The organism is Aureimonas sp. AU20 (assembly GCF_001442755.1).
In the GTDB taxonomy this organism is placed as follows: domain Bacteria; phylum Pseudomonadota; class Alphaproteobacteria; order Rhizobiales; family Rhizobiaceae; genus Aureimonas.
Window position 1 is genome coordinate 1,284,416 of record NZ_CP006367.1, and the last position, 26,107, is coordinate 1,310,522.

Annotated in this window: 26 protein-coding genes; 12 read left to right on the forward strand and 14 right to left on the reverse strand. The window is 64.4% G+C overall.

Annotated elements, in window-relative coordinates; genetic code table 11:
- Positions 1-89: 89 nt before the first annotated feature.
- The 5 genes from M673_RS05750 to M673_RS05770 all read right to left on the reverse strand — a co-directional run bounded on the left by M673_RS05750 (position 90) and on the right by M673_RS05770 (position 6,214).
- Positions 90-1,373 carry an NAD(P)/FAD-dependent oxidoreductase gene (locus M673_RS05750; RefSeq protein ID WP_061974376.1) on the reverse strand — a complete coding sequence of 428 codons (1,284 nt, stop codon included), beginning with the start codon at positions 1,371-1,373 and terminating at the stop codon, positions 90-92.
- A gap of 253 nt (positions 1,374-1,626) precedes the next feature.
- Positions 1,627-3,042: a 2-oxoadipate dioxygenase/decarboxylase HglS gene (gene hglS, locus M673_RS05755; protein ID WP_061974378.1), complete on the reverse strand. Its 1,416-nt coding sequence runs from the start codon at positions 3,040-3,042 to the stop codon at positions 1,627-1,629.
- Positions 3,043-3,210: 168 nt separating this feature from the next.
- Entirely contained in the window at positions 3,211-4,083 is an 873-nt protein-coding gene (locus tag M673_RS05760) for an SDR family oxidoreductase (protein ID WP_338013596.1), read from the reverse strand.
- The gene (locus M673_RS05765) at positions 4,046-5,608 is read right to left on the reverse strand and encodes an FAD-dependent monooxygenase (RefSeq protein WP_061974382.1); all 1,563 of its coding nucleotides are present in this window, start codon (positions 5,606-5,608) and stop codon (positions 4,046-4,048) included. Before M673_RS05765 ends, M673_RS05760 begins: the two co-directional genes overlap by 38 nt.
- 267 nt (positions 5,609-5,875) lie before the next feature.
- A complete protein-coding gene (locus M673_RS05770; RefSeq protein WP_061974384.1) occupies positions 5,876-6,214 on the reverse strand; it encodes an EthD domain-containing protein in 339 nt (112 codons plus the stop codon).
- 130 nt (positions 6,215-6,344) lie between these two features.
- Between M673_RS05770 and M673_RS05775 the strand changes: the two genes are divergently transcribed.
- Entirely contained in the window at positions 6,345-7,343 is a 999-nt protein-coding gene (locus M673_RS05775; protein WP_061974386.1) for an AraC family transcriptional regulator, read from the forward strand.
- 212 nt (positions 7,344-7,555) lie between these two features.
- Here the strand turns inward: M673_RS05775 and M673_RS24075 are convergent, their stop codons facing one another.
- Positions 7,556-7,774: a hypothetical protein gene (locus tag M673_RS24075; protein ID WP_148639984.1), complete on the reverse strand. Its 219-nt coding sequence runs from the start codon at positions 7,772-7,774 to the stop codon at positions 7,556-7,558.
- Positions 7,775-8,108: 334 nt separating this feature from the next.
- A complete protein-coding gene (locus M673_RS05780) occupies positions 8,109-8,702 on the reverse strand; it encodes an NADPH-dependent FMN reductase (protein ID WP_061974388.1) in 594 nt (197 codons plus the stop codon).
- A gap of 128 nt (positions 8,703-8,830) precedes the next feature.
- On the opposite strand from M673_RS05780, the gene M673_RS05785 reads away from it, so the two are divergent.
- Positions 8,831-9,154 (forward strand): winged helix-turn-helix transcriptional regulator, encoded by a 324-nt coding sequence (locus tag M673_RS05785; protein ID WP_061974390.1) that lies wholly within the window; start codon positions 8,831-8,833, stop codon positions 9,152-9,154.
- A 218-nt stretch (positions 9,155-9,372) separates the two neighbouring features.
- Here the strand turns inward: M673_RS05785 and M673_RS05790 are convergent, their stop codons facing one another.
- On the reverse strand, positions 9,373-10,092 hold the full coding sequence (locus tag M673_RS05790) for an SDR family NAD(P)-dependent oxidoreductase (protein ID WP_061974392.1): 720 nt from the start codon (positions 10,090-10,092) through the stop codon (positions 9,373-9,375).
- 113 nt (positions 10,093-10,205) lie between these two features.
- On the opposite strand from M673_RS05790, the gene M673_RS05795 reads away from it, so the two are divergent.
- Entirely contained in the window at positions 10,206-11,189 is a 984-nt protein-coding gene (locus tag M673_RS05795) for a LysR family transcriptional regulator (RefSeq protein WP_082639196.1), read from the forward strand.
- Positions 11,190-11,245: 56 nt separating this feature from the next.
- Here M673_RS05795 and M673_RS05800 read toward each other — a convergent pair whose 3' ends face one another.
- Positions 11,246-11,977 carry an SDR family NAD(P)-dependent oxidoreductase gene (locus tag M673_RS05800; RefSeq protein WP_061974394.1) on the reverse strand — a complete coding sequence of 244 codons (732 nt, stop codon included), beginning with the start codon at positions 11,975-11,977 and terminating at the stop codon, positions 11,246-11,248.
- Between the two features lie 81 nt (positions 11,978-12,058).
- On the opposite strand from M673_RS05800, the gene M673_RS05805 reads away from it, so the two are divergent.
- Positions 12,059-12,427: a winged helix-turn-helix transcriptional regulator gene (locus tag M673_RS05805; protein ID WP_061974396.1), complete on the forward strand. Its 369-nt coding sequence runs from the start codon at positions 12,059-12,061 to the stop codon at positions 12,425-12,427.
- A 148-nt stretch (positions 12,428-12,575) separates the two neighbouring features.
- On the opposite strand, the gene M673_RS05810 is transcribed toward M673_RS05805, so the two are convergent.
- Entirely contained in the window at positions 12,576-13,469 is an 894-nt protein-coding gene (locus tag M673_RS05810; protein ID WP_061974398.1) for a LysR family transcriptional regulator, read from the reverse strand.
- A 103-nt stretch (positions 13,470-13,572) separates the two neighbouring features.
- Between M673_RS05810 and M673_RS05815 the strand changes: the two genes are divergently transcribed.
- Positions 13,573-14,439: an oxidoreductase gene (locus tag M673_RS05815; protein WP_061974400.1), complete on the forward strand. Its 867-nt coding sequence runs from the start codon at positions 13,573-13,575 to the stop codon at positions 14,437-14,439.
- 28 nt (positions 14,440-14,467) lie between these two features.
- Here the strand turns inward: M673_RS05815 and M673_RS05820 are convergent, their stop codons facing one another.
- On the reverse strand, positions 14,468-14,929 hold the full coding sequence (locus M673_RS05820) for a GFA family protein (protein WP_061974402.1): 462 nt from the start codon (positions 14,927-14,929) through the stop codon (positions 14,468-14,470).
- 61 nt (positions 14,930-14,990) lie between these two features.
- Positions 14,991-15,359: a nuclear transport factor 2 family protein gene (locus tag M673_RS05825; protein WP_061977688.1), complete on the reverse strand. Its 369-nt coding sequence runs from the start codon at positions 15,357-15,359 to the stop codon at positions 14,991-14,993.
- Between the two features lie 135 nt (positions 15,360-15,494).
- Between M673_RS05825 and M673_RS05830 the strand changes: the two genes are divergently transcribed.
- Entirely contained in the window at positions 15,495-15,974 is a 480-nt protein-coding gene (locus M673_RS05830; RefSeq protein WP_061974404.1) for a MarR family winged helix-turn-helix transcriptional regulator, read from the forward strand.
- A gap of 317 nt (positions 15,975-16,291) precedes the next feature.
- Here M673_RS05830 and M673_RS05835 read toward each other — a convergent pair whose 3' ends face one another.
- Both M673_RS05835 and M673_RS05840 read right to left on the reverse strand, forming a co-directional pair.
- Positions 16,292-17,320, reverse strand: coding sequence for a hypothetical protein (locus tag M673_RS05835; RefSeq protein ID WP_061974406.1), 1,029 nt, complete (start codon positions 17,318-17,320; stop codon positions 16,292-16,294).
- A 234-nt stretch (positions 17,321-17,554) separates the two neighbouring features.
- A complete protein-coding gene (locus M673_RS05840) occupies positions 17,555-18,556 on the reverse strand; it encodes a helix-turn-helix transcriptional regulator (RefSeq protein ID WP_061974408.1) in 1,002 nt (333 codons plus the stop codon).
- Positions 18,557-18,651: 95 nt separating this feature from the next.
- Here M673_RS05840 and M673_RS05845 point away from each other — a divergent pair, with 95 nt between their 5' ends.
- The 6 genes from M673_RS05845 (at position 18,652) to M673_RS05875 (ending at position 26,024) form a co-directional block, all read left to right on the forward strand.
- Positions 18,652-18,930 (forward strand): DUF4258 domain-containing protein, encoded by a 279-nt coding sequence (locus M673_RS05845; RefSeq protein WP_061974410.1) that lies wholly within the window; start codon positions 18,652-18,654, stop codon positions 18,928-18,930.
- A 45-nt stretch (positions 18,931-18,975) separates the two neighbouring features.
- Positions 18,976-21,099 carry an AAA family ATPase gene (locus M673_RS05850; RefSeq protein WP_082639197.1) on the forward strand — a complete coding sequence of 708 codons (2,124 nt, stop codon included), beginning with the start codon at positions 18,976-18,978 and terminating at the stop codon, positions 21,097-21,099.
- 11 nt (positions 21,100-21,110) lie between these two features.
- On the forward strand, positions 21,111-22,013 hold the full coding sequence (locus M673_RS24080) for a hypothetical protein (RefSeq protein ID WP_148639985.1): 903 nt from the start codon (positions 21,111-21,113) through the stop codon (positions 22,011-22,013).
- On the forward strand, positions 22,010-22,255 hold the full coding sequence (locus tag M673_RS05865) for a hypothetical protein (RefSeq protein ID WP_061974418.1): 246 nt from the start codon (positions 22,010-22,012) through the stop codon (positions 22,253-22,255). Before M673_RS24080 ends, M673_RS05865 begins: the two co-directional genes overlap by 4 nt.
- A 788-nt stretch (positions 22,256-23,043) precedes the next feature.
- Complete coding sequence (locus M673_RS05870) at positions 23,044-23,289, forward strand: hypothetical protein (RefSeq protein WP_061974420.1); 246 nt, start codon at positions 23,044-23,046, stop codon at positions 23,287-23,289.
- Positions 23,286-26,024 carry an ATP-binding domain-containing protein gene (locus M673_RS05875; RefSeq protein ID WP_061974422.1) on the forward strand — a complete coding sequence of 913 codons (2,739 nt, stop codon included), beginning with the start codon at positions 23,286-23,288 and terminating at the stop codon, positions 26,022-26,024. The genes M673_RS05870 and M673_RS05875 overlap by 4 nt, the downstream gene beginning before the upstream one ends.
- Positions 26,025-26,107: the final 83 nt, after the last annotated feature.

Consider the following 26,107-nt stretch of genomic DNA (forward strand, 5'->3'; position numbering starts at 1 on the left):
GTGCACCCGCCCTTTATGCGGGTTCGGCGCCTCGCGAGCGTCGGAAAACCTCTGGCAGATTCTTCGGCGTCGAACGTCGAGGCGGCCCCTCAGAACCGCGCGCCCGTGGCATGGGCCAGTTGCGCGCCGATCTCGTAATAGGCCTCCCGCGCGGCGCGAAAGCGCACGGGCCGGATTTCGCTTGTCGTCAGCGGCATCTCGCCCGGTTCGATCTCGCCCAGCGCGAGCTGCGCCAGGGCGCGGCCGAACACGGTGCCGGGCGCGATGCCGCGCCCATTGTAGCCGCTGAAGCCGAAGACGTCCCGCGCCGGCCGGTGAAAGCGCGGCAGGCTGTCGGCGGTCATGCCGATCTGGCCGTACCATTCGGTCTCGAAGCCGATGCCCTCCAGCTGCGGAAAGAGCTTGGCCATGGCCCGCTTTCCCCATTGCCGGTGGATCGGCCCGCCCGTTCCGCGCAGGGCGCCGACGGAGCCGAAGACAAGGCGCCCCGCCCGGTCGAAGCGGAAGGACGACAGGATTTCCCGCGTGTCCCAGGCGCCCTGCCGCTCCGGCAGGATGGAGCGCTTGAGATTGTCACTGAGCGGCTTGGTGGCAAGATTGAAATAGGGGAGATGCACCAGCTCCTCGCGGATTTCCGGCCAGATCCGGCTGGTATAGGCATTGGTGGCGAGGATGATTTTTGGCGCGCGGACCGTGCCGCCGGGGGTCTCCAGCGTCCAGAGGCCACTGCTATCGCTCGCCGCCGTCACCGGGCTTTGCGTGTAGAGGCCGGCGCCGGCCGCCAGCGCCGCGCGGGCCAGCCCGCGCGCATAGGCGAGCGGCTGGATCGTGCCGGCGCGAAGGTCGAGCAGCGCGCCGCTATAGGCCGAGGTGCCGATCTTCGCCGCCGTTTCCGCCGCATCAAGAAGCCGCACCGCCGCGCCGCGCGCCTGCCATTGCCGGGCGCGGGCCTCAAGCTCGGCCAGCCCCGTTTCGCCCACGGCGCAATGCAGCGTGCCCTGGCGCTCCGGCTCGCACGCCATGGCGTGTCGCTCCACGAGGTCGAACACCACGCTCGGACCTGCGCCGAGCAGCGCCAGCAGCCGCTCGCCCGCGTCCTCGCCAAGCGTTGCCGGCACGTCGTCCGGCATCACCCAGAGCCCGGCATTCACCAGCCCGACATTGCGCCCCGAGCCGCCGAAGCCGATCTCCTCGGCCTCCAGAACCGCCACGCCGCGCCCGGCCTCAGCCAGATGCAAGGCGGCCGAAAGCCCTGTGAAGCCCGCGCCGATCACCGCGACATCCACCGTGATGTCGCCCGTCAGCGCGCCGGTCACTGGGGCGGGCGGGGCCGAGCGCTCCCAAAGGCCGTGGCTGCGCGGATCGTTCTTCATGCGGAGCGCCCTTGCGCGGGAGGAGGGACATGCGCGAACAGGCCAGCCTCGGCCGGGATCGGCCGCTGCCGATCGGCCGCGCGATGGACTGCAACTTCCGCCCCTTGGCGAAGACGTGGACTCATCGGCTCCGGGCACGCGGCTGGGCGGGCGAAAGCCAGCCCGCTCAATGGAACATGACGGGCTGCGCCTTGGCTCCGAGAGCGCCAACCCGCACCCAAATCTACCCAGAAGGCCCGCCTCATCACCGCCGTCAGGCCACGGCGCGGGACTGAGCCGGGCCGAGCCGGGCGGCGAGGTCTGCCAGCGAGCGCGCTTCGGCCTGCTGGTAGAGCGCGAACTCGTCGGCCACGCTCGCGCCCAGCGCCGCCTCGAACGCATCGCGGCTGGCATGGCCCTCATAAGCCCGCTGCTCGGCGCCGCCGAGATTGGACTGGAAGATGCCGGCCGCGCTGACGGGGAGGAAGTCCTCGTAGACGATGGGGTCGGCCACGACCGCGCCTTCCGCCACCAGCCTGTCCAGTGCGGCGGCGTCCAGCGGGCCGTTGAAGGCGGGGGATGCGCCTTCGCGCAGGCTGTAGCGGAAGAAGCCGAGGCCTTGCCGGCGGATTTCGTCGTAGCTGTCGGGGAAGCGCCGGAACGCTTCCGTCAGCCGCGCGGCATAGTCGGCCCCTTCGCTGCCCGCGCCGCCGGTCTCGCGCACCTCGGCGAGCAACGTGTCGTAGAGCGCGCGGCCCTTGCGCGTCAGCGCGATGCCGCGCTGCTCGATCTCGCCGAACCGGGCGGTGTGCGTTCCCTCCACCGCGCCCGCCGCGCCGCCGAAACGGATCGGCTCCTCCAGCGCCTTGAAGCTGGTCTGGCGCAGGAGGATCGGGCAGGCGCGCGTCGGCGGCCCTTCCACCACGGTCTTGGCGGCGATGCCGCGCTCGGGCATGCCGGTCTGCACCGCGTCGATGTCGAGCGTGCGGGGCGTCAGATGGTTGATGTGCGGTCCCTTGAAGCTGACGACGTCGGCGATCAGACGATGCGCGTCGTGCAGCCGCTTGTAGGTCGCGGCGTCCACCGTCGCCTCGCCATGCCAGCGGAAGGTTTCCACCGCCTCGCGCACGAAGCGCTCGGCCTCTTCCCGCGTCAGGCCGCCCGCCGTCTCGCTGCGCTCGATCAAGGCCAGCGCGCCGGGCGTGAAGATAGCGCGCCGCTTCAGAATCGCCGCCGCCTCGGCCCGCAGCTCCTCGTCTTCGATCAGTTCGAGACGCAGGAGCGAAGTGAAGACGCGAAACGGATTGCGCGACAGGGCGGTGTCCGTCACCGGCCGGAAGGCGGTGGAATGAACGGGAACGCCGGCAACCGACAGGTCGTAATAGCCGACCGGCTCCATGCCCATCACGGCAAATAGCCGGCGCATGGTGAAGAGCTCCTGCGCCGTGCCGAGCCGGATCGCGCCATGGCGCTCCAGATCCAGCCGCTCCAACTCGTCGGCCCGCGCCAGATCGGCCGCGAGCGCGGGGTCGGCCGCGAGCACATCCGCGTTCACGTCCCGCACCAGCCCCATGAGCGTCCCGTATTGCGGCACCTCCTCGCGATACATGTCCGACATGGCCCGCGAGAAGAGCGTGCGAACGTGATCGCGGGACACAAGCGCCGAAGCGGAGGACGGAGAATCGGTCATGGACCTGTCGCCTTTCGGGAAGGGCGCAGCCGAACGGGCGCGCGCCAGAGCATGCGAAACCGGCATGAAGGTGTGCGAGCTGTCGCAAGAGCGCAAACGAGAATTTCGTCTGACATCATTCCAAATTGGAATGGGAATGTCGCTTTTGTCCAGTCTGCTGGAGGACGTTCAAGGGACGGTGAAGGCATTCGGGATGCCGCCGTTGAGGGGGAACGACGTTGCGGTCACGAACCCTGCATCGTCGCTGGCGAGATAGGCGGCCGTGGCCGCGAGTTCCTCCAGCGTGCCGAAACGCCCCATCGGCATGTGCGTGAAGCGACGCTCGGACTGCTCGGGCCCCAGGCGCTCGAACGTCGCCCGCATCTCGCTCGTCTCTATGGGGCCGACGGCAAGCGCGTTAACCCGGATGTTGCGGCGCGCCAGATGGACGCCGAGGTCGCGCGAGAGCTGCTCGACGCCTGCCTTTGCGGCGTTGAACGCCATCTGGCCCGTCGAGGCTCCCATGCCGGCGAGGAACGAAGAGGTGTTGATCACCGATCCGGCGAATGCGCCCTTGCCCATGTAGGGGATCGCGTGTTTGCAGCTCAGCCACGTCACCGTGAGGATCGAGGCGACGACCCGGTTCCAGGTCGCGAGGGTCGTGTCGAGCGCGGAGTGATCCTCGGGGTCGAGCGGCCCGGCATTGTTGTAAAGGACATCGATGCGACCGTACCGTTCCGCCACCTGCCCATAGGCACCCTGGACGGCGGCCTCGTCGTCAAGGTCCGCGACCAGCGCGAGCTCGCCGATCGCGTGGGAGCGACGGTCGACCCCGACGACGATTCCGCCTTCCTGCGCGAAGCGCCGGGCGACCGCTTCGCCCATGTCGCCCCCAGCCCCCGCGACGACGCAAACGCGCCCCTTAAGACGCCCCCGTTCCTGAGCCATGTCGATCCTCCACAAGCCGTTGGAGCTACAGGTGCGAATGTAGGCGTGGCGCCGTCGTCGTTCAGGGCCTCGGCCTCTACGCTGGAGACGGACCCGGCGAAAGCCTCGCCACATCGGCCGGCTTCCCGAACCAGCGCGCCATGGCCTGTTCCAACTCCGCTCGATCGATCCTGTCGCCGCAGGCCCAGCCGACCACGCCGTCCGGTCGGACCAACGCCGCCTTGACAGGCAGATGCTCCGTCGCGCGCGCTTCGAGGAAGGCGATCCGTCCACCCCAGCAAGCCGCCGCCTCGCGCAGGTCCGGGCGCGCCTCGAAGACGAGAAGGGCGCCTTGGCCACCGCGCAGGTGCTCGGTGAACCGCGTTCCGTCGGCGAGCGTGAAGTCGGGCGCGCTGCGGCCCGCCAGCGGATGTTCGCAGCCGAGATCGTAGCGCAGACCGACACCCCAGACCTGCTCGGCGAAATAGGTTGCGCCGTCTCGCGTGGCGATCAGGTCGCGGACCACGGCTTGCAGCGCGCGGGAGCTCGGGCTCGGCCGCATCAGCGCGACCTGGGCACGCGACCAGTCGAGGACGCGGTCGGCCACGGGCTGGCGCTCGCTCTCGTAAGTATCGACAAGCTCCTCCGGCGCGTCTCCCCGGATCGTGGCGGCCAGTTTCCAGCCGAGGTTCATCGCGTCGCCGAGCCCGAGATTGAGCCCCTGTCCGCCAAGCGGCGAGTGAATATGGGCGGCATCGCCCGCGACGAGCACCCGGCCCCGGCGGTACTGCGTTGCCCGATAAGCCCGATCGGTCCAGGTGGTCGCGAGATGAAGCGCCGTGACCCGAACGTCCGCGCCCGAGACCTTGCGCAGAACGGCTTCCACGTGCTCGCGCCCGATCGGGGAGGTGCGATGGAACGCACCGCCATCGAAATCAACCATCGCGATCGTGCCGGGAGGATTGAAGACGACCATTCCCGTCGCGGTGTGTTGTCGGCCGGGCGTCAGCAAGCCGGGATCGGCCAGTCCCACCTCGACGGAGTAGCCCGTGAACTCGGGCTCGGTCCCTGTGAAGCCGATCCCGGCTGCCTTGCGGACCACGCTGCGAGCGCCGTCGCAGCCGACGAGCCAGCGGCTCGCAACCGCCTCGCCTCCGGCCCGCACGACGACCGACCCGTCTGACTGCTCCAGTCCTTCCACCGCGCAGCCTCGACGGATCTCGACGCCTAGGGCCTCGGCCCGGGCTGTCAGAACGGTTTCCAGACCGGCCATGTCGACGGCAAGATTGCCGACCTCGCCCGGCAATCGATACCGCCAGTGGGACGTATCGATCTGGTCGTGGAAGAAGGGGATGCCGGCGAAGTGACCGCCGGGCCGGCGCGGCTGCGCCAGCCAGTGCGCCGTGCCGGGTGTCTTGCTGTTCGCGGCCCGATCCTTGAGACCGTCGAGGAGGCCGCGCCGGTCAAGACTCTCGATCGTCGGCACGGACAATCCGCGCACGCCGAACGGCGGTTCCTTCAGCGGCGAATGCGGATCGCGCGCCGCTTCGAGAACCAGCACCGAGCAGCCGCCGAGGCGCAGCTCGCAGGCGAGAAATAGGCCGACCGCCCCTGCGCCGGCGATGAGGACGTCATAGATTGCGGAAGGGGATGAAGGCATGGTCGAAGCTCCTCGAGTCGATGTTCGACCGGAGCGTTTCTCGAACCCGAGCCCGCACGGACGAACAGCGGGACGCAAGGCGCGTCCCTTCGTTCGTCGTGGGGATCCCCGGCGCGAGGCCAAAGACCAGAGCTTCCCTTACGGGAAGGACTTGGGCTTACCAAACCAAGTCTGCCTTTTCCGACATGAGACTTATAATCCCGCGCTTAAGGCGTCGCAACCGTTCAGTTCACGACGCGGCATGCTTGAACCTGCGCGGCGATGCCGTTACCCGATCACCGCTTCCTCCTCGGCGACGATGCGTCCGTAGGACGATAGGTCCATGAAGTTCGCGTGGTCGGGATCGACCTTTGAGAGGAAGTTGTCCGAGAAGTAGAGCGCGTTCATGTCCTCCATACTGTCGAACCACGCTTCCACGACCGAGTCGTAGTCGGGTCCCGAATAGTCCGGCGCCGGGATCGGGTAGGACACGACGAAGCGCTTGATGTAGCGCCGCGCTTCGGGGATCGCCATCAGGAGCGGCCTGTGGACCTCGCGCTGGTAGCGCACGAATTCGTCGTGGCTCATCCCTTCGCGGCGCTTCAGGGTGATGATCATCTTGATCATGGTTGTGCTCTCCTCTTCCAGACGACGGACACGTTTGGTGTCGGCGACGTCGATCGGTGGAGAAAAACTAGTCAGCCGTTGAGACACGATCTATCTGCGAGTGTGCCTGTTTCTTTCGTGATCGTCCGAGATGTCCGTAGATCCCCTGTCCGACGTCCTCGCGCTGTTGAAGCCGCATACCTACATCGCCGGGGGCTTCGACCTGGCCGGGCGCTGGTCGCTTGGGTTCGAGGCGCACACGGGCATCAAGTGCTATGCGCTGGTTTCGGGCAGCTGTTGGCTGGCGCTGGAGGGGCTTGCCGAGGCGGTGCGGCTGGAGGCGGGCGACTGCGCTCTTCTGCCCAACGGACGGCGTTTCCATCTCACCACCGACCTTGCGCTCCCGCCCGTTCCCTTCGAGACGATGGAGCGCCTCGAATGGCGAGGCGGCATGGCGACGCTGGACGGCGGGGGCGAGACACTGGTGCTCGGCGGGCATTTCGCCTTTGCAGGCGCCCATGCCGACGTTCTGCTGGGGGCGATGCCACCCATCGCGCACCTGCGCGGGGACGAGGAAAGCACGAACCTTCGCTGGGCGCTGGAGCGCATGCGGCGGGAATTGGTGGAGCCCCAGCCGGGCGGCGTCTTGGTGGCTCAGCATCTCGCCCACCTCATGCTGGTGCAGGCCCTGCGGCTCTACCTCAAAGGCGGGGCGGGACGGCATGTCGGCTGGATCTTCGCGTTGGCCGATCCGCAGCTTTCGGCCGCGATCGGCGCCATTCACGCGGAGCCAGGCTTTCGCTGGACCCTGTCCGCCCTTGCGGGCAAGGCCGCCATGTCGCGGTCCAGCTTCGCCAGGGCCTTCAGCACGACCGTAGGCGTGTCGCCGATCGAGTACCTGACGCGGTGGCGCATGCTGCTGGCGGGGGCGCGCCTGACGGACGGACACGAGTTGGTGTCGACCATCGCACAATCGTTGGGCTACGGTTCCGACGCGGCCTTCAGTACGGCCTTCAAACGCACGATGGGATGCGCGCCAAGGGCCTACGCCCGCTTCGGGCGCCCCACCAGTTCACCCCATCCCTGGGCAACGACCGCCGTCGCTCGAGCGGCCGGGCACGGCGACGGGCCAGAACGACCGCATCCATAACGAGCGTCCGCGTCTTTTGCATCGAACGGTTTTGTCGGATCAGTTCGCCCATGATGCGATGTCCAAGACGATGCGGGTTCGCGTTGGGCGCTCCCTTATGGTGGGAACCACGCGCCGATCGGGCACGTCACTGGGAATTCAACTTCGCATTGCTCTAGAGTCGGGCGATGGCAGCACAACCACCATCACACCGTTCGACGGACGTCGGATGATCAGGACATCGAACATTTGGGAACAAGATCCAAGCGATCGAGGAGGAGGTCGGCGTTGCTTCGGCTGAAGGGAAGGGGCGGGCGGATCTTGATGCCCTGCCCACGATTGCCGCACAGTCCGACGATCACTGATTTCCGGCGCAGCCCGTTGACCAATGCCGTTGTTCGGGTCTTCCCGCCGTGGACTTCGTCGCGAATGCTCGTCGATGCAGCCAGCATCACCTAAGCTTTGCTCCTCGCCCCCACGAAAACCCCCCGACCACCCTCCGCCCAGAGATCTTGTTGGGTGCTCTAAAGCCGAGATCAAACATCGGCGAAACGCCAATCGATCCACTGTGGGATTTTCAGCCGGATAGGCCGGAAGCGGCCTTGGCATGAGCGCCTTCGGAGGCTGCACATAAGGGGGCAAGCACGGCGCTCGTTTCGTCTTTGGGCGGGGTTGGTGCGACAGTGTCAGCGAACCGCTTGTCACCGGGTGCGCCAGCCAACCCCGCCTATGGCCGAAACTCTCTCTGCCGCAACCGCCGGTCGCTTCCCCAGCCAAGGCCGGCGATCAGGCTTCGGCAGCCTTTGCCGCCATGGTGGCCTTCGCCCACCAGAGCAACTCGTCCAACGCCGTCTTGGCCGAGGCCTGGATATGCGACTCGATCGCTTCCATCGGCTGGTTGCCGCCCATCGGATGGATGGTCATGAAGTCGCCGCCGCCGATATGGACGGCCGCGTGGGTCGAGACCATCTGCAACTCGATACCGATGCCGCGCAGGTGCTCCACGGCACGCGCCGCTCCGACGCCCCCGTAGCCGATCGCCGTGAAGGGCTTGCGGATCCACTCCTTGTAGGCCTGATCCAGCGCGTTCTTCAGGACGCCCGTGATCGAGTGGTTGTACTCCGCCACCACGAAGATGTAGCCGTCGAAGCGGGCGATGGTCTCCTGCCAGCGAACGGCTTCCGGGTTCTGGCTGGGCATCCACATGTTGGAGGCCGCCTCGTCGAAGAAGGGCAGGGCGTGATCGCGAAGATCGACGAGCTCCACGTCCATGTCCCCGCGAGCTTGCGCCTGCGCGAGCATCCACTGCGCCGGCTTGTCGGCAAATCGGGTCGGACGGGTCGAGCCGATGACGATGGCGATGCGAGGCTTTGACTGCATGGTATCATCCCGTATTCTGGTTTCGATTCGTAACCAGAATACGGGAGGCGCGCGTGGGTGAACAAGAAGGCACGTGTAGGGTACGTGGTCACCCGCACGAAACCGCCGCCTGCGAGCACATCAGCCGGATGCTCGAGCGGATCAGCGACAAGTGGACGCTTCTCGTGGTGAGGGCGCTCGGAAACGGGCCGTTGCGTTTCAACGCCCTGAAGCGGGAGGTGGGCGGCGTCAGCCAGAAGATGCTGGCGTCGACCCTTCGAGGCCTCGAGGAGAACGGCTTCGTTCTGCGCACCGTGACGCAGGACATGCCGCCCATGGTCGAATACGCGCTGACGGATCTCGGTCGGGACTTCGGCAATCCTGTCCAGACCTTTGCCGATTGGGTCATCCGCAACTCCGAGCGGATCGAGGCCTCGCGCGCCGCCTATGCCGAGCGCCGGTCCGTGAGGTAGCCTCAGCTCTGCTCGCCGATCGACGGGAGGGCCGCCAAGCCGTGCCTATCCCCGCAGCCGGGAGTTCCCAGAAAGGAGGGCGGTGCAAGAGTGCCGCGGCATCTCGCGGCATGGCGTCCGCCATGCCGTCACCGTCAGCGCATGCTCTTCGATGCCGATCCGGTTCGTGGTCCGCTCCTTTCAGCTAGAGCAGGCCGTCGCCCTGATGGGCTTTCGCCCTACCAGGGAACGGTCTCGCCGTTGCGATCGAGATAGCGCAGGCCCGGCCGACCCTTCTGGGCGAGAAGGACGTCCACGACCTTCGGGATGCTCTCCTCGATCGAAAGGGGCGCATCCCCGCCGCCGAGTTCGGTGCGCACCCAGCCCGGCGCCATGAGCACCATGGGGCGCGGGTCGTCGGCATGCCGGGCGGCGAAAGAGCGCATGTACTGGTTCAGCGCGGCCTTCGAACCGCGATAGACCTCGTGGCCGCCCCGCGTGTTGTTGGCGACGCTGCCCTGACCCGACGACATCACGCCGATTGTGCCGTCCGCGCCGACGAGGCCGCAAAGCCCTTCCACCGCTCGCATGACGCCGAGCGCATTGGTGACCATTACGCGAACGAACTCCTCGGTCGAAACCTCGGCGATCGTCTCTTCCTGGTGGAGATTGGCGGTGCCCGCGTTCACGAACAGGATGTCGAAGCGCCGCTCGCCCAGGCGAGAGCGCAAGTCCGCGATCTGGCTGGGTTCGGTGATGTCGAGCGTTTCGACCGCGACGCGGTCGGGCCGCGCCTTTGCCAGATCCGCCAACGGGCCTGGGCGGGACGGGGTGCGAACCGTGGCGGTGACCGACCACCCGCGCTCGGCGAGTTCCGCCGCCATGGCATGGCCGAGACCGCGCGAGGCGCCGACGAGGAGGATGCTGCCGATCGGATCGTGGGAAGAGAGGATGGACATGGATGGGTCTCCTTCGTGCTGCCACCCGAAGATGAGCGTCGCGCCGGTCTTGCGCTAGACGCCATGGAGGAAAGGTATGGTTGCACCAAACGCCATGTCATGAGGGGGCGCCTATGGCCCAACCGGAGATCGACCTGAACCTTCTCACCGCGCTGGACGCGCTGTTGAGGGAAGAAAGTGTGACGGGCGCGGCCACGCGCCTCGGTCTCAGCGTCTCCGCCACCAGCCGCCTGCTCGCGCGGCTGCGCGTCGCCACCGGCGATCCGCTGCTGGTGCGCGCGGGACGGCGCCTCGTCCCGACGCCGCATGCGCTGGCTCTCCGCGCCGAGGTGCCCGAGCTCGCGCGCGACCTCCGACGGGTCCTTTCGCCCGAGCCCGCTCGGTTCGACCCGGCCGATCTTCAGCGCACTTTCGTCATCCGTGCCAATGACGGATTCGTGGACCTCTTCGCAGCGGCGCTCATCGAAGCCGCCGAACTCGCCCCGGGCGTCTGCCTGCGCTTCGCTCCGAAGCCCGACAAGGATGCCGGGGTCCTTCGCGACGGGCGGATCGACCTCGAGATCGGCGTCCTCGGTGCATCCGCCCCGGAGATGCGCTTTCAGCATCTCTTCCGCGACCGCTTCGTCGGCGTGGTTCGCGCCGGCCATCCGCTGCTGGAAGGCACCATGGACCCGCAGCGCTTCGCGGCGTGTCGCCATGTCGTGACCTCGCGAAAGGCGGCTCCTGTCGGTCCCATCGACGATGAACTGGCTAAACTGCATCTCCGGCGCAAGATCGCGGCTGTGGTTTCCTCGCACCGGGATGCGCTTGCCATCGCGGCCGGGTCGGACCTTGTCGCCTCGGTGCCGAGCCTATGCTTGTCCGACATTGGGAGCCCGCATGCCGGCTCCCGCAAGGACGTCGTGTCCTTCGCGCTTCCCGTGCCGACGCCGGGCATTGCGGTCTCGCTTCAATGGCACCCGCGAATGGACGCCGATCCGGCGCATCGATGGTTGCGCACTCTCGTCAAGACGACTTGCACCGTGGCTCCGACCATCCAATGCGATCCCGGCCCCTCCGCCGTTGGGAAGGAGCATGATCGGAGCGCGTCACGGTGAAAACACCCCGGCCGTCCAGGGATCAGCGAAAGCCGGGAGTTCCGCAGGGTTGAGGGCTAAACCTGCCGCATGCCTCCGTCCACGCAAAGTTCGGCGCCGGCGATGAAGCTGGCTTCGTCGCTGAGCAGGAAGAGCGTGGCGGACGCCACTTCGTCGGGGCGCGCCAAGCGGCCGAGCGGGATCGGGGCGATCAAGGCGGTGCGCATCTCGTCCGACAGAACCGACATCATGTCCGTATCCGTCGGTCCTGGCGCCACGACGTTGACGCGAATTCCGAGCGGAGCGAATTCGACTGTCCAGGTGCGAGCGTAGGAACGCACCGCCGCCTTGGTCGCGGAATAGGTCCCATAGGGCGAGATGCCGGCGGCATCCGCGATCGATCCCATCAGAACCACCGAGCCGCCTTTCCCCATGGCCTTCAAGGCGGCCTGCATGCCGAACACCATCCCGCGAACGTTCACCGCGAAGTGCCGGTCGAAATGCTCGGGCGTTTCGTCCGCCAGAAGGGCGGCTTCCGAAAGGCCCGCGTTCAGAACCAGTGCGTCGATCCGGCCGTGAGCGTCCCGAACATTGGCCACCACGCGCACGAGGTCGTCCGGCGCGCTTGCATCCGCCACGAGACCGCGCGTCGCGCCGCCGATCCGGGCGGCCGCGGCCTCGACCTCCTCCTTGCGGCGCCCCGTCAGAAACACGGTCGCGCCCTCCGACGCCAGCCGTTCCGAGATCGCATAGCCGATCCCCTTCGCGCCGCCGATCACCAGGGCGATCTTGTTGTCCATGCGTGCCATCGTGCTTGTCCTTGTTGAACGACGGCATCTAGATATACGACGTGTATCTGGTCGCAAGAACGCACTTTGAAGAGCCTAGATATGACTGACGATACCGAGCTGGAGATTCTGTCCCGGCAAGCGCGCTCCGACATGGCGCGCATACGCCCGGTTCTCGACCGCATCGCCGACAAGTGGACGATCATGATCCTGACGGTCCTGTGCCCCAAGCCGGCCCGGTTCAACGAGATCAAGCGACGGCTCGACGGGATCACGCACAAGGCGCTCGCCGACGCCCTGAAGCGCTTGGAGCGCAACGGGCTCGTTACGCGCACCGTCCTGCCGACCGCGCCAATCGCCGTGGAATACGCGATCACGCCGCTCGGCCACTCGCTGCGCCAGCCCTTCGAAGCGCTGTGCGCCTGGGCGCTCGCCAATGGCGAGGCGTTCGAGACCTCAGAGACCGTTTGACAGGCGGTTGGTTCGGTCCGTCGAGGCGTCGAACAGTCTCCAAGCGTTCGCTGCTGCCCGCACCCGTATTTCAGCCGCGGCGCCGCCCCGATCGCGCTTAGGTTTGGCCGATCGACGGGAACCGAGAAGCCGGCGCGGAGGCATCGCCCTACGGGCGCTGGCGCAGCGCTTCGATGAAGGCGGCGAGCACAGGCCTCATCTGCCGCCGCGACGGATAGTAGAGGTGGAAGCCTGGAAAGGGCGGCGTCCAGTCGGACAGGAGGTGAACGAGACGACCGTCCTCGAGACGGGGGGCGACCTCGTGCTCCAGGAGATAGCCGACGCCCAGACCATCGAGCGCGGCCGCCAGCATGAGCTCCGGCTCGTTGAAGGTCAGCGGGCCGGCGACACGCACGTCCAGCGCCTCGCCATCCCGCTCGAACTCCCAGGCGTAGATCGTTCCGGCACCCACCATGCGGTAATTGATGCAGCGATGCCCGATCAGGTCGCGCGGGTGCCGGATCGGCTCGCGCCCGGCGAGATAGGCGGGCGCCGCGACCACCGCCATGCGCAGGTCCGGCCCGATGCGCAGCGCGATCATGTCCTGTTCCAGCTTCTCGCCGAGCCGGATGCCGGCGTCGAGGCGATCGGCAACGATGTCGCGATAGCGATAGTCGATCAGGACTTCAACGACGGCATCGGGATGGCGGGCGATGAAGGCGGGCAGGATCGGCCGGATCGCCGCCTCATAGGCCTGCCGCGTCGCCGTGATGCGCAGCGTTCCCGAAACGCGGTCCTGGCCGCTCTCCAGCACCTCGAGCACGCCCTCGATCGAGGCCAGCGCAGGCTCCAGTTCCGCGAGAAGCGTCAAGCCGTCCTCGGTGGCGGAGACGCTGCGGCTGGTGCGCTGGAGCAGCCGGTATCCCAGACGTGCCTCCAGGCGACGGATCGTATGGCTGAGATTGGAGGTCGATGTGCCCAGTGCGGCGGCGGCGCGGGTGAAGCTGCCGACACGGGCCACAGCCGCGAACGCGGCCAAATCGTCGAGGCTGGCCTTCGGCATCGTGCGATCTCGTTCAACGACCCCTTCGATGGGAACGGTCTAATCGAACGCTGCGGGATACGCCATCTCCCAGGCTTCGCCAACGATCCCAGGGAGACCTATCATGCTGAACAAGGATGCCGTCTGGTTCATCACCGGCGCTTCACGCGGCCTCGGCCGCGCACTGGCCGAAGAAGCGCTCGCTGCGGGATACCGCGTGGCGGTGGCGGCGCGCCGTCCGGCCGATTTGGACGATCTCGTCGCATCGGCGGGCGACCGGGCGCTGGCCCTCCCGCTCGACGTGACCGACAGGGCCGAGGGCAGGGCCGCCGTCGCGAAGGCCATCGACCGGTTCGGCCGCATCGACGTTCTCGTCAACAATGCCGGCTACGGCTATCTCGGCGCGATCGAAGAGGGAGAAGACGAGGAGGTGCGGGCGCTGTTCGACACCAATCTCTTCGCGCCCATCGACCTCATCAAGGCCGTGCTGCCCGACATGAGGGCGCGCCGCAGCGGCCACGTGGTCAATGTCAGCTCGATCGGAGGAATGGTGACCTATCCCGGCGTCGGATACTACAACGCGGCGAAGTTCGCCGTGGAGGCCATGTCCGGCGCGCTGGCGCAGGAGCTTGCGCCGCTGGGGATCGGCGTCACGGTGGTCGCGCCGGGCGCCTTCCGCACCGGCTTCCGGGGGCCCGACTCGCTCCGCCAGTCCGCCACGGTGATTGACGACTATGCCGAGACGGCGGGCAGGGCCCGCGCGGGAACGCAGGCCGGCCACGGCAAGCAGAACGGCGATCCGGTTCGCGGCGCTCGCGCGATCATCCAGGCCCTCGAAGCCGATCGTCCGCCCGTCCATCTTCTGATCGGCGGCGACGCGCTGGACCAACTCCGCACCAAGCTCGGCGACATGCGTGAGCAGACCGACGCCTGGGAAGCGCTGACGCGCAGCACCGATTTCCCCGCTGAGGTCACCGACACGGCCCGCTGACGCCGGCGAGGCGCGTGGGCCATGCCCGTCAGGGCACCGCGTGCTCCCACTCGGCATAGGCGCCGATAAGACGGGGAAACTCGTCCGGATCGGGAAAACGCTCGAAGCGGTGGGGCGCGACGGGGCCGACGAAGGGAAGCTTTTCAGAGGTGAAGCTTTCCACGAAGGGCGCGAAGAGAGCGGCGTCGGCGAACAGGCTCGATCGCACCACGACGATGTCGCCGAGGCCGGGCGGACGAGTGAGGACCCAGCTCGCGCAGCGCGGGCACCCCTCGTGGCCCGCCTTGGGATCGGCGCCGATCGATCGGGTCTCGCCCGCTTCCATGGCGATCGCGACCGAGGGATAGATCGCACCCAGCGAATAGGGGCCGCCGGTCATCCGCCGGCAGCCCTCGCAATGGCAGGCCCCGGTGGCAAGAGGGCGGCCACGGGCGCGAAGGCGAACGAAGCCGCAGCGGCAGGCGGCGAGGTGGTCGGTGTCCGTCGTCATGGCCTCGCTTCTCACCGGAGATTTCGTTCCAGATGTGGCACGGGCGTCTCCCGTGCCAAGATCACTCGACGTCGCGTATGTCGAAGCGACTGACCTTGTCGCCGGTGAAATGGAAGAGATGGCCGACCGTCTTGTCCTTCAGCCCCTTAGCCTCGACCGGATGGCCCTCCAAGTCACGAATGGTCTGACGGACCTCGACGAGCACGGACCCGTCTTCGACCTGCTGGAAGCGCAGGGGCTCGACATGCGGATCAATGAGCGACCATTGCCGCGTCCAGTACGCCCGAAGGCCGTCATGCCCCTCGACGTAACCGCCGTCCATGCCGTTCGCCCAGGCGACATCGTCGGCGAGCATGCCCACGACACCGTCGATGTCCCGGGCGTTGAAGCGTTCATACAGGCGCTGAAGGGTTTCGACGCTTTGGGACATGTCGGTTGCCTGTGCTGGGGTGCCGAAGAGAAGAAACGCCGCGACGACGATGGCGGCCGACGAGGCGTAAACCGACCTTGTCATCGCGTTATGCCCTCTTCATATATAGGAACCTATGATCTAAAATAGGCTCCTATGCAAGATCGAAATCGAACGTCCGACGTCCTCGCAACCCCCGGACATCTCGTCAGCTTGGCGGCACGAGCGTTTGCTCGTCTCAGCGAGGCGCGTTTGAAGCCGCTCGGCTTCGGTGTCGGCACTCTGCCGGTTCTGGTCGCGCTGGATGAGGGGCACGCCGAGACCCAGCGCGATTTGGCCCGCTTCGCCCGGATCGAGCAGCCGTCCATGGCGCAGATGCTGGCGCGGATGGAGCGGGACGGGCTGATCCGGCGGACGCCCGACCCCAACGACGCTCGCTCCAGCCGCATCGCCCTGACCGACATCGCCCGCTCCCGTCTGCCGGAGGCCTGCGCGACCCTTTTCCAGGGCAACCGCGAGGCGCTCGACGGCTTCTCCGCTGCGGAAGCCGGCCAGCTTGTCACTCTTCTCGGGCGCCTGATCGAGAATCTCGACCGGTTGGCGATGGACGACCGCGTGCCCCGACAGGCGCCCTGAGAAGCGGCGCTTTCGGTTCGACGGAGACCGAACGAAGATGGGCGGACCCGGAGCTTCGTAGGCTTCGATGTCGGGCAGGCGCTTCGACGGGCGCATTGCCCTGCGATCAGCGTGAAAAGCGAGGTGTGATGAAATGGCGTATCGAAGAAAGTGCCAGGTAACTGGAGTGCCCAATGGCATTCGAGAATGGCGCGCCGGTCAGAACAAAACTGCGAACACTTATGTGATTGAGATTGCGAGGTGATTCTTGATCACCGTCCCCGTCACCGACGGAGCGTTCATAGCGATACGCTGCGTCAAGCGGTGAACTCCGAACGCTAGCTGGGAGGAGTTTTTAGCAAGCCCGTCCGAGCAAGTTGCTGGGTGAAATGCTGAGTCGGCAGGCCGTAACTGACGACGACGATGTCAAGATCACGCTCGCCGACAATCCGAACTGCCCGAACGAGCGCGTCATCGATCCATTCGTCGGCATTGCCGAAGGCGCCGCCTCCGAGACGCGTGAGCAGAATTCGGTCCGATGCGCCGCGCTCGGCATTCAAAACGCCGGCAAGAAGGGTTGCTTCGTAGGCCGCCTCCAAAACGAGACGTGCGAACGATGTCCAATGCGCCTTTGGCAGCCGGCAGTAGGCAACTGGCAAGGCCGAGCAGAAGATTTGACTGACGGTCTGCCCAGGCAGAGGTCCGTCCGTCACCTCTACGTCCTGGTGCAGGCCGAACTGCATAAGACCACGTAACGCGTCCCGTTCATCCTCGTCGAGAGTTTCGAGAAGGTCTGATAGAGCCGCCAGCCCACTTTCGGTCGGCAGAGCATATCCATTCTGCATACGCCAGAGGTCTTCGACGATCCAGTTCAGACGCTGCGCCAGTTCGCGGCCCAGATCGGCAAGTCCGTCGAGCTGACGGTCGGCCGTTTGTCCGATGCCGTCGGCAACCGGAGCGAAATAGTTTCGGTAGATCGTTGCGGCTCCGGCCGCGATTGCGCAGGCGGGGCCTTGTGTTCGATCGTAAGCGTATCGGGTGACCCCGTCCTCCGGCGTGACATCCGGTCCGACCATTTCGAGCATGTTGAACTGCGACGCGACCTGAAACAGCGCCCCTTGGTTTCCCTCGTGGCCATGCAGAGCTCGGACGTCGCCTTGGACGATGGAAAGGCGGGATCGTCCCGCTCGGTGGACTCGGTTCGCTTCGATCCGCAGTTCAGAAAGGGACGGAAGCGTCAGACGGCCAACACCGTAGCTCCAGTCCGTTCCGTTAACGGAGAGTCGACCGTCAACAGCAGAGAGCCGCGCTTGCGTTTCGGCGTAGGTACTCTCCCGAAAATGCGTCAGTCGCTCGAACCAGTCCATTCTGCGCTTCTCCGTTTTCCTGTGCGAACGAAAATCTACTGGCTAGTTTCCCTTCCAGCGACCCGCCAATCTTGTTGTTTCAGACAGGGGCGTCAGTTTTTGTCGCCTCGCCGTGCGACGGACGCCGACAGATTTTTAGAGACCGAAACAACATGAACACGACGAGCTTCGAGCAGAGTCATTCGCCGGCTCCATTGCGCTGGCCAACACGCCACGAGCGGACGGCATGCGCTTTCATGGCGCAGCCGGAAAATCGGAGCGTTGATGGTCCTCAACAAGAGCCCGCAGAGCGGCCGGTTCGACGACCTCGACCTTGTCGCCCCACTGGTAGAGGAACCAAGCCATCTCAAGGTGACCAGCAGCGTGGAAGCGAACAGTCAGCGATCCGTCGGCGCTCTCCTCGATAGTTTGATCCGGGTGAAATCGGAAGCCACGCGCGTTCGCGGCTACGTCCGGCAGGAAGCGCCAGACGACCTCTCCATACTCATCCTTGTTCTGGAACACGCCGAACGCACGCTTGGCGTGATCAGCGAGTGAGAACTCCTGGGGCACATGTGAGCGCGCGGACATCATTTCCACGTTCGCCATCCGGTCGAGGCGCCAGAGGCTCGGCTCGCCTTCCATTCTCTTCGCAGTAAGCGCCACGAGGTAGGTCCGATGGCCTGTGATGAGGCCATAGGGGTGGACGACCTGACGCTTGACGCCGCCGGTGCCGCGATAGTCGAAGCCAACTTGCTTCATGGCGAGGAGCGCATCACTAATGGGTTCGATGACGGCCCGGTCCTGAAGCGGCCGAGGTCCTGGACGGGCAGCGAGGTGGTAGCTCTGCAGCATCGCCTCGATGTCGGTTTCCGCTCGTGACCTCATCTTGTCCGGCAATAGCATGCGGACCACTGCCAGAACCTTCTCCAGCCGTTCGACATCGCCTGGGTCTCCAACCGTCCTCGCGGAGGTGACGCTGCGCTCGAGCGCAGCGACATCGCGGGCGCCGATCGCCGATAAATCCCTAATGCGGCCGCGCCGAAGCCAGACCGTTTTTCCCTCCGGTTCGGTCCTGTCCTCGTAAGCGTCCGGGAAAAGAGCCTGCAGTTCGCTCAAGATACGCTGCGTGCGCCGTCTCGCTGCTTCCGTTCCCCCGCCCCAGCGTTGGTCGATCTCCGAGAGCGTCATGCCGCTGTGGCGGGCTGACAGGTCAAGGGCGAGACGGAGCAGTTCGCCAGCCTTGGCATAGCTCATGAAGGTGTCCCCCGTCCTTCAGTGATGGGACGACCATTTTCGTCGCCCCTATCCTCTATCTCTCCACTGGCGGACAATTCAGTCGGAGACAAGGTATGGAAGGGCTCTACACCAGCGGTCACGCGGCAGCACGCATGAACCAGCGGGGTATTCGCGAGGAGACCATCGAGACCCTCCTGAGCTTTGGCGAGCGAAAGCGATCGCATGGCGCCGACCTTTACTTCATGGACCGGACCGCCCGCCGGCGGGCTCGCGACGAGCTCGGCGCCAAGGTTTTTGCCCGGATCGAGAAGAGTCTCGATGCCTACGTCGTCGTCGGCGACGACGGGACGCTTGTCACTGTGGCCAAGCGCCTGCGTCGCCTACGCGACTGAGCGCATCCTCTAACCGGCGTTCCCACCACCTTAGACGGAGATTCCATGCCGCTCAGACGTCATCGTGCCCGACGTTCATTCGCTGCTTCCCTTGGCGGATTCGTCGATCTGCCGTTCGGTGCGTACGAGAAGCATGTACTGCGGAGCTATGCGCTGACGGTCTTGCGGCCCGGTCGGGGCAAGACCAAGCTCGAGATCACCGACGAGCTGATCGAATGGTACAAGTCGCACCGTCGCCTTCTCGGCTTCCGCGTGGGCCCGATCGATACCTGGATCCGGGAGGCCGAAAGCGCTCGACGTTCAAGCTTTGGCAACACCTTGCGCTTCACTCCGAGCAACCTGCCAGAACTCACGGAGGCAACGCCCAAGGTATCGGCGTTCCAGTCCCGCGTCGACTGGATCGGTCGAACGCTTATCTTGGAGCCCGCCGAAGTCTCTCTTCTGGGCGCCGTAGCGCGGCTGACGCAGGTTCCGAGGTTCCGTGAACTGATCGGCGCTGCGTCCGGATGCATGCGCGATGATGACGAGGTGCCGATCAAGAATGCCGCGCACATGGCGGGGTTGTCGGAGCGCGACACACAACTCCTCGGTGCCTGCCGGACAGCGCTTTTCCAACTCGGTCTCCTTGAGGACCGAGGCGGCTTCGACGTTGCTCTCTCTGCGCCCGTCGCGGCGATCCTTGCGAGCCGCACGACCAGCGAGGAGGCGATGAGACGCTCGCTTTTCGGCGAACTTACCCCGTCCAGCCTCAACATGTCGGACTTCAACCATCTGGGCTCCGCGCGAGAACTTTTTCTCTCCTTGCTCGACGGCGCCGTTCAGAAGCAGGTGTCGGGAGCGAGCTTTCTCTTCCATGGCGAACCGGGTACAGGAAAGACTGAATTCGCCCGTGCGGTCGCTGCCGAACTCGAGGCGCAGGTCGTCTTCATCGGCGAGGTGGGTTCCGATCGGCGCGGACCTCATCGGATGGCTGAGCCGACGCGAGCAGACCGTCTTGCCCATCTCTCCTTCGCCTCGGCTCTCGCCAAGCGTGCAGGGCGAACCATTCTTGTGATCGACGAAGCCGACGATATTTTCACCGGAGTCGATGACGAGGAGCATTCGAATCGGACCGGTTCGAAGGTCTTCATGAATCGTGTGGTCGAGACCTGTCCGGTCCCGATGATCTGGATCACCAACCATCCCGGCCGCATGGGACCAGCGGTGCTACGCCGCATGCTGACGGCCGTGGAGTTCCGCGAGGCGGACATGACGACGCGCCGGCGAATCGTCGAGCGTCACGCCCGGGCTCATGAGATCGCTTTCGCGGATCATGACATCGCCGCGCTCGCCGCTCTTCCGGCGTCACCTGCGCTGCTGCAAGCCGGCATCCGTGCAGCGTCTCTTGTGGGGAATAGCGGAGCGGCTTCTGGGGAAGCGGCCGTTGCTGTCACGCGTTCGCTCCTGCGGGTCGCCGGTCGCGACAGGCCCGCGCTCGCCATTCCCGGACCAATCGGGTTCGATGCCTCACTGACGAACGCGGACCAAGACCTTCCCGAGATCGAAAGGAGGGTCGTTCTGGTCGGACCCGGCGCGCTTTCGTTCCTATTCTCGGGCCTTCCCGGCACTGGAAAGAGCGCGTTTGCACGTCATCTCGCGGCGCGCCTCGGAATGGAGATTCTGGAGAAGCGCGCCTCCGACCTTCTCGGCATGTTTGTCGGGGAAAGCGAGAAGCAGATCGCGGACGCGTTCCGCGAGGCCGCCGACACCAGGTGCTTTCTGATCTTCGACGAGGCGGACTCGCTCTTGAGCGACCGCGCCGGCGCGCGGCACGGCTGGGAGGTCAGCCAAGTCAACGAGATGCTGACCTGGATGGAAAGCCATCCGCTGCCCTTCGCCGCGACCACCAACCTTGCGGCCCGCCTCGATCCTGCGGTTCAACGCCGCTTCCTGTTCAAGGTTCGGTTCGAGGCGATGACACCCGCCCAGATCGCCTCGACCTTCGCGCGCATTTTTGGAGCTCCGGCTCCCGCCGCTGTGGAGAGACTGCATCCCCTGACGCAGGGCGACTTTTCAATCGTCGCGCGTAAGGCCAGGGTCATGCGCGAGGGGTGCCCGGCGCTGATTGGTAAAATGCTGGCCAGCGAAGTCGAGGCCAAGTACGTCGGCTGTAGCCGCATCGGGTTTTAGGGGGGAACGGCATGACAATTTGGCGGCTTCACTTGCGTCCATGGGACCTCGATCCACGCGGAGTCGTGGAACACTGCGTCGAGAACCGGATCCTCGGCGTTGGATACCGCGGGGAGGGTCTGGTAGAATTGAAGGATGAGTCGACGGAAGACTATCTCAAGCGCCACATCGCCGACCATGACGGGAAAAAGCACTCCTCCGTCCACCTTATGATGCGCGAGGTTCGAGAGGGTGACTTCATCTGGACGCGTGACGAGAAGGGAGCTTTTCTTCTCGCTCAGGTAACGGGCTCACCTCATCGCAGATATGGCGATTGGGCAGAACTGCAGGATATGTTTCACGTTGCGCCGGTTCGTTTTGCCGTCGAGGGCAGCGGTAGGCTCGATGACGTCGAAGTTCCCGGCAAGGTGAAAGCAGCCTTCGGATCCCGCGGTCAGTCCCTGTGTCGTATATGGGAGCCGTTCGTTTCGGACTATACCTCTTGGCTGTTCGCATCGAAAACAGGCGGCGTCCAAGTTGCTCGTCCGAAGGGTAGGCTCGTCAACACGCTGAGTGCTTTTGAGCTTGAAGACCTCGTGCTCCTTTTTCTTCAGGAGCAGGGCTGGCGGGTCGTCTTGAGCAGCCATTCGCCCAACACGCCTCGTTACGAATGCAATCTCATTCGCGCCGACGGCCGAACGGCCGGCGTTCAAGTCAAGAATGGTGATACCATTCTGCCGGCCGCGCAGTATGCGTCGGATAAGCAGGTCGATACCGTTCTGCTCTTCGCCGCTTCGGAAAATTATGGAGAGGGCCCGCTGCCGCCCAATGTGCAGATTATTTCGGAGGCCGACCTCCTCGCTTTCACGCAGACTAAGCCCAACCTTCTGCCAGGCCCGATCGCAGTCTGGTCCACGCTGGAAGCACCGAAATGAACACAACTGGCGAAGTCTGGAGTTCGGAATTACGGGAGCAGACACGCAAGGCAGTCGAGGATTTCGATTTCGCGTTCCTTGGGGATTCGGTCGCGTTCAAGAATGTCGACGGGCGTTTCGGAGCGATTACGGTCAGCGATCTGCTCGGCGAGCAGTTCAAACTCACCGTCCGGCGCTCAGGAGACATCGAGACGTTTGCCGACGCGCAACAACTCATCGATGCAGGCTGGGCCATTGACTGACCGACCCCATCGCCTGTCACCAACGCTAGCCTCGGACGTTCGCCCTGGATCGGCTACGCCGATTTCCTCGTCCGGATCAACGAGCCGAGCGCGCGCTGGGCCTGGTCTTGCGAGCCGTGGGATGCGAAGCTCTCGCGTTCGGCCAAGCCGGAGCAGCTTCTTTAGATCGCGCTCTACGCCGACATGTTGGAGGACGCGCAGGGTCGCGTGGCCGAGCGGGGCGATCTTATGCTCGGTACAGGTTCGGGGGCGGAGCCCTACGCCATCGAGAGTTTCGATCTCGCACACGTTCGCCATTACGTCCGGCGAGCGGCAGGGCGCCTCAAAGCCTTTTCGTCAGCCCCTTTTCCCATCTTCACCCCCGAAGTTCAGAGACGTCGTCATGTTGTAGGAGGGAAGGTGTTTGACACGCGCGATCGGAACCGTCGCCGGCGGCTCCTTCCATCCGCATCGTCTGGTTGCTGTCGAACCCTGAACGAGATATCGCGGTGATTGGGATCGGCCACGATCACTCGGACGAAGCCCATCCGGTCGCCTCGTTCCTCCGATACGTGCAAGACGAGGAGGAGTTGAAGGCGATCGCGGCGGAGGGCAAGGCGTCCTAGGCCGCCCAAGCAGACACTTCCCCACCACACGAACCAGCGTTCACCTTAGGCCTGGCTGGGCCGAACCCCGGCAGAGCAGTGACAGCTTGTGAAGCCAGCCCTCGTATTGCATCCTTACGGTGTGGAAGAACAGTTTCGATATGACAATTTCCAGCACTTCAATGACAGGCCGATCGCTCATCAATGTTAGGCATATGGAAGCTGTGGATCAACGCCTTCGCCCGCATCGACCGGCTTACCGGGGAGGAGAGCCGCGCCTCACAGCTCTTTGCCCGTTTTGAAGAGCGCCTTCTTGCCAAGTTTTCTTTAGCGATCTCATTCCGCCGGGACAGCAACGGCGAACCCGCCGCCACCCTCCTCACCCGCATTCGCACCAAACAAGCCGTCAAGACTTATCGAACGCGGTCGCCGAAAGAAATCAAATTATGAGCGAACACAATCAAAGTGCCGAAGCTCACGTCGAAGAGGATCTCGATCGCGATCGCGTTCTTGCGATGGCCGTGCTCGACTATTTCAATGCGGCTACGGCAACTGCGGAGAGACTTCTCACGTCGGACCGTGCGGTCGGGACAGCGGTATTCGCGAATGTCCATACACTCAACCGCGAGAAGGCACTGGAGAACCTCGGCAATGTTTCCTCTGAGAAGCGCACGGCGCTCGCCGAGCAGATGAGGGAGCCTGCAATCGCACGGCTTATCACTGTCGACGAGAAGGGTAATAAGGAAGAACTCTTCATCTTCCGCGGAACGCCACATGCCGACAACATTGGTCATCGTGTCGCCAGTTATCGCTCCGTCTTTGGACGACTCGCCGCGCTCGATGTCGGAGACGAAGTTGAGCTTAAGGTCAAGCAGCGCGGCGAAAGCCAGACTCGCTACTTCGAGTCGCTCGAGAAGGCTGAGCTGCATCCTTGGAAACAGAACGGGGAATGGGATTCTAAGGATTCGGTCGTCTACAGAGTCGATGAGCGACCGTTTACCATCGTGTCGCTTCTTGACTTGCTGCGAGAGGTTGGCGTTCCCGCAGACGAGCTGGACGCGCTGGACGCGATCCTTCGCGAAGGTGCGGCATCGGACAACATCATCTCCGGGTTGCGCCGATTGGTCGTCAGCAAGATGGCGCTTCGCGACCGGCCGCTGCTCGACAAACTGCAGGATGAAATTTTCCGCCTTCCGATTCAGACCCGGATCGCATTGCTCGGACCTCCAGGCAGTGGAAAGACGACGACGCTCATCAAGCGGTTGGGTCTGAAGCTCGATACGGCCTATCTGGAAGAGGATGAGCAGCAACTGATCCAGCAGTCAGATGTCGGTCTTGCAGGACACACCAGCAGTTGGATGATGTTCACCCCCACCGAGCTGTTGAAGCTCTATGTCAAGGAAGCCTTCGCTAAAGAGGGTGTTCCAGCACCCGAGTCCCGTATGAAGACTTGGGACGATTACAGACGCACGATCGCACGGAGCAGTCTCGGCATACTGCGGAGCGGCGCATCGACTGCAGGCTCCGTTTTACGTTCGGACTTGCCGTCGCTGAACGCTGAGGCCATGGACGATGCCATCGCGTGGTATGAGGATTTCGATTTCTGGCAGCAGGTGGCGTTCTGGGAGGATCTAGAAGCCGCCGCGAAAGCGATTATGAGCTCGCCAAACCTACGGGATCAGAAGGTTGTAAGCCGCATCGCTCGATTCTTGCGGGGGAGCTCTCGCTCGCCATCGTTGCGCACGCTCGTGTCGCTGCAGCAACTCTCCGGCGATCTCGAACCTATCCTTCGCGACATCAACAGCGAGATCAATGAAACGCTAAGGCGGTCGTTTACACGTTATGTCGGTCCTGCCGTTCCCGCTCTCGACGAACTTGCGGCTTTTCTCGATACAGTCAAAAGCGATAGCAGCGATGAGAATGATGAGGTCGACATCGATGAAGACGAGGAGATTGATGTTGCTCCATCGCGCGATCGCCGCAACCAGGCGTTCGATGCCTATTTAAAGGCTATGCGGACGATCGCTCGCGCGTCCATCCGAGGTCGTAAGCCGGGGGCGAACACGAGAGCGGGCCGGATCTTGAACTGGCTCGGTGACCGAGTGCCGCCGCGAGATGAGATGCAGAAGCTTGGACAGCAGATGAACGAGCAGATTGCGATCCGGCGGTTTCGTAATCCCACTCGTCGCTACATTACGCAGATGAAGACTCGCTATAGGGGCTTCCGTTTGGCGAGGCGTACCGAAGGAAGATGGTATGCTGTCGATGGGTACCAAAACCACGAGCTCGCACCGTCCGAAGTCGACATCATCATCTTAGCGATGCTAAGAAGCGCCGGTGAGCTACTGGCGCAACCTGCCATCGCTAGCAGGCTCGACGATGACGGATTCGAGATGCTGCTTACGATGCAAGGGCTTCGCGTCAATCAGGTCGTGGTGGACGAGGCTACAGATTTTTCGCCGATTCAGCTGGCTTGCATGCGGTCACTTGTCGACGACGCCATAGGTGGTTTTGTCGCTTCTGGTGACTTCAATCAACGAATTACCAGCTGGGGAAGTCGCTCGGTCGAGCAGTTGCAATGGGCCGTTCCGGGCCTTCAGATGCGACCGATTCGCATAACCTATCGGCACAGCCGGCAGTTGAACGAACTTGCCCGTTCGCTAGCCAAGCTGTCCGGCGCTGTCGATACATCGGCCGAGCTGCCGCCGAATGTCGATAACGAGGGTGTAGCCCCCGTTTTGGGATTAGGCCTAGAGGATGCAGCGGAAATTGACTGGCTCGTGGTGAGAATAGGAGAGATCGAAGACCTTACCGGAGCGCTCCCCTCGATTGCCGTCCTCGTGGACTGCGAAGGTGAGGTTCAGCCGATGGCAGCGGCGCTAAATGGCGCTTTGCTAGACCGCAACATAAAGTGCGTTGCCTGCCCGAATGGGCTCGTAGTAGGCCAAGATAACGACGTGCGCGTATTTAGCGTAGAGCATATCAAGGGCTTGGAGTTCGAGGCAGTATTTTTCTCAAAAATCGATAGGCTTGCGAGCGCTTACCCCGGCGTTTTTGACAAACATCTATACGTAGGAGCAACTCGAGCTGCCATGTATCTAGGGATAACTTGTGAAAATGCAGAACTTCCGACCAAGCTCAGCTCGCTGAATTTAGACTTGTTTAAGGGGGATTGGAGGCATTAACGCTATGCACTTAAGCGCTAATGCAGGCAAAGAAAACGGAGGCGTGAACACCGCCGGCCGGTCGCTATCCCGCCAGAGGAGCT

What these genes read in the sequence shown, in the direction of transcription:
- M673_RS05750 (WP_061974376.1), bottom strand. Translation starts at nt 1,373, where the DNA reads ATGAAGAACGATCCGCGCAGCCACGGCCTTTGGGAGCGCTCGGCCCCG.
- hglS (WP_061974378.1), bottom strand. Translation starts at nt 3,042, where the DNA reads ATGACCGATTCTCCGTCCTCCGCTTCGGCGCTTGTGTCCCGCGATCAC.
- M673_RS05760 (WP_338013596.1), bottom strand. Translation starts at nt 4,083, where the DNA reads ATGTGGCGAGGCTTTCGCCGGGTCCGTCTCCAGCGTAGAGGCCGAGGC.
- M673_RS05765 (WP_061974382.1), bottom strand. Translation starts at nt 5,608, where the DNA reads ATGCCTTCATCCCCTTCCGCAATCTATGACGTCCTCATCGCCGGCGCA.
- M673_RS05770 (WP_061974384.1), bottom strand. Translation starts at nt 6,214, where the DNA reads ATGATCAAGATGATCATCACCCTGAAGCGCCGCGAAGGGATGAGCCAC.
- M673_RS05775 (WP_061974386.1), top strand. Translation starts at nt 6,345, where the DNA reads ATGTCCGTAGATCCCCTGTCCGACGTCCTCGCGCTGTTGAAGCCGCAT.
- M673_RS24075 (WP_148639984.1), bottom strand. Translation starts at nt 7,774, where the DNA reads ATGCTGGCTGCATCGACGAGCATTCGCGACGAAGTCCACGGCGGGAAG.
- M673_RS05780 (WP_061974388.1), bottom strand. Translation starts at nt 8,702, where the DNA reads ATGCAGTCAAAGCCTCGCATCGCCATCGTCATCGGCTCGACCCGTCCG.
- M673_RS05785 (WP_061974390.1), top strand. Translation starts at nt 8,831, where the DNA reads ATGCTCGAGCGGATCAGCGACAAGTGGACGCTTCTCGTGGTGAGGGCG.
- M673_RS05790 (WP_061974392.1), bottom strand. Translation starts at nt 10,092, where the DNA reads ATGTCCATCCTCTCTTCCCACGATCCGATCGGCAGCATCCTCCTCGTC.
- M673_RS05795 (WP_082639196.1), top strand. Translation starts at nt 10,206, where the DNA reads ATGGCCCAACCGGAGATCGACCTGAACCTTCTCACCGCGCTGGACGCG.
- M673_RS05800 (WP_061974394.1), bottom strand. Translation starts at nt 11,977, where the DNA reads ATGGCACGCATGGACAACAAGATCGCCCTGGTGATCGGCGGCGCGAAG.
- M673_RS05805 (WP_061974396.1), top strand. Translation starts at nt 12,059, where the DNA reads ATGACTGACGATACCGAGCTGGAGATTCTGTCCCGGCAAGCGCGCTCC.
- M673_RS05810 (WP_061974398.1), bottom strand. Translation starts at nt 13,469, where the DNA reads ATGCCGAAGGCCAGCCTCGACGATTTGGCCGCGTTCGCGGCTGTGGCC.
- M673_RS05815 (WP_061974400.1), top strand. Translation starts at nt 13,573, where the DNA reads ATGCTGAACAAGGATGCCGTCTGGTTCATCACCGGCGCTTCACGCGGC.
- M673_RS05820 (WP_061974402.1), bottom strand. Translation starts at nt 14,929, where the DNA reads ATGACGACGGACACCGACCACCTCGCCGCCTGCCGCTGCGGCTTCGTT.
- M673_RS05825 (WP_061977688.1), bottom strand. Translation starts at nt 15,359, where the DNA reads ATGTCCCAAAGCGTCGAAACCCTTCAGCGCCTGTATGAACGCTTCAAC.
- M673_RS05830 (WP_061974404.1), top strand. Translation starts at nt 15,495, where the DNA reads ATGCAAGATCGAAATCGAACGTCCGACGTCCTCGCAACCCCCGGACAT.
- M673_RS05835 (WP_061974406.1), bottom strand. Translation starts at nt 17,320, where the DNA reads ATGGACTGGTTCGAGCGACTGACGCATTTTCGGGAGAGTACCTACGCC.
- M673_RS05840 (WP_061974408.1), bottom strand. Translation starts at nt 18,556, where the DNA reads ATGAGCTATGCCAAGGCTGGCGAACTGCTCCGTCTCGCCCTTGACCTG.
- M673_RS05845 (WP_061974410.1), top strand. Translation starts at nt 18,652, where the DNA reads ATGGAAGGGCTCTACACCAGCGGTCACGCGGCAGCACGCATGAACCAG.
- M673_RS05850 (WP_082639197.1), top strand. Translation starts at nt 18,976, where the DNA reads ATGCCGCTCAGACGTCATCGTGCCCGACGTTCATTCGCTGCTTCCCTT.
- M673_RS24080 (WP_148639985.1), top strand. Translation starts at nt 21,111, where the DNA reads ATGACAATTTGGCGGCTTCACTTGCGTCCATGGGACCTCGATCCACGC.
- M673_RS05865 (WP_061974418.1), top strand. Translation starts at nt 22,010, where the DNA reads ATGAACACAACTGGCGAAGTCTGGAGTTCGGAATTACGGGAGCAGACA.
- M673_RS05870 (WP_061974420.1), top strand. Translation starts at nt 23,044, where the DNA reads ATGTTAGGCATATGGAAGCTGTGGATCAACGCCTTCGCCCGCATCGAC.
- M673_RS05875 (WP_061974422.1), top strand. Translation starts at nt 23,286, where the DNA reads ATGAGCGAACACAATCAAAGTGCCGAAGCTCACGTCGAAGAGGATCTC.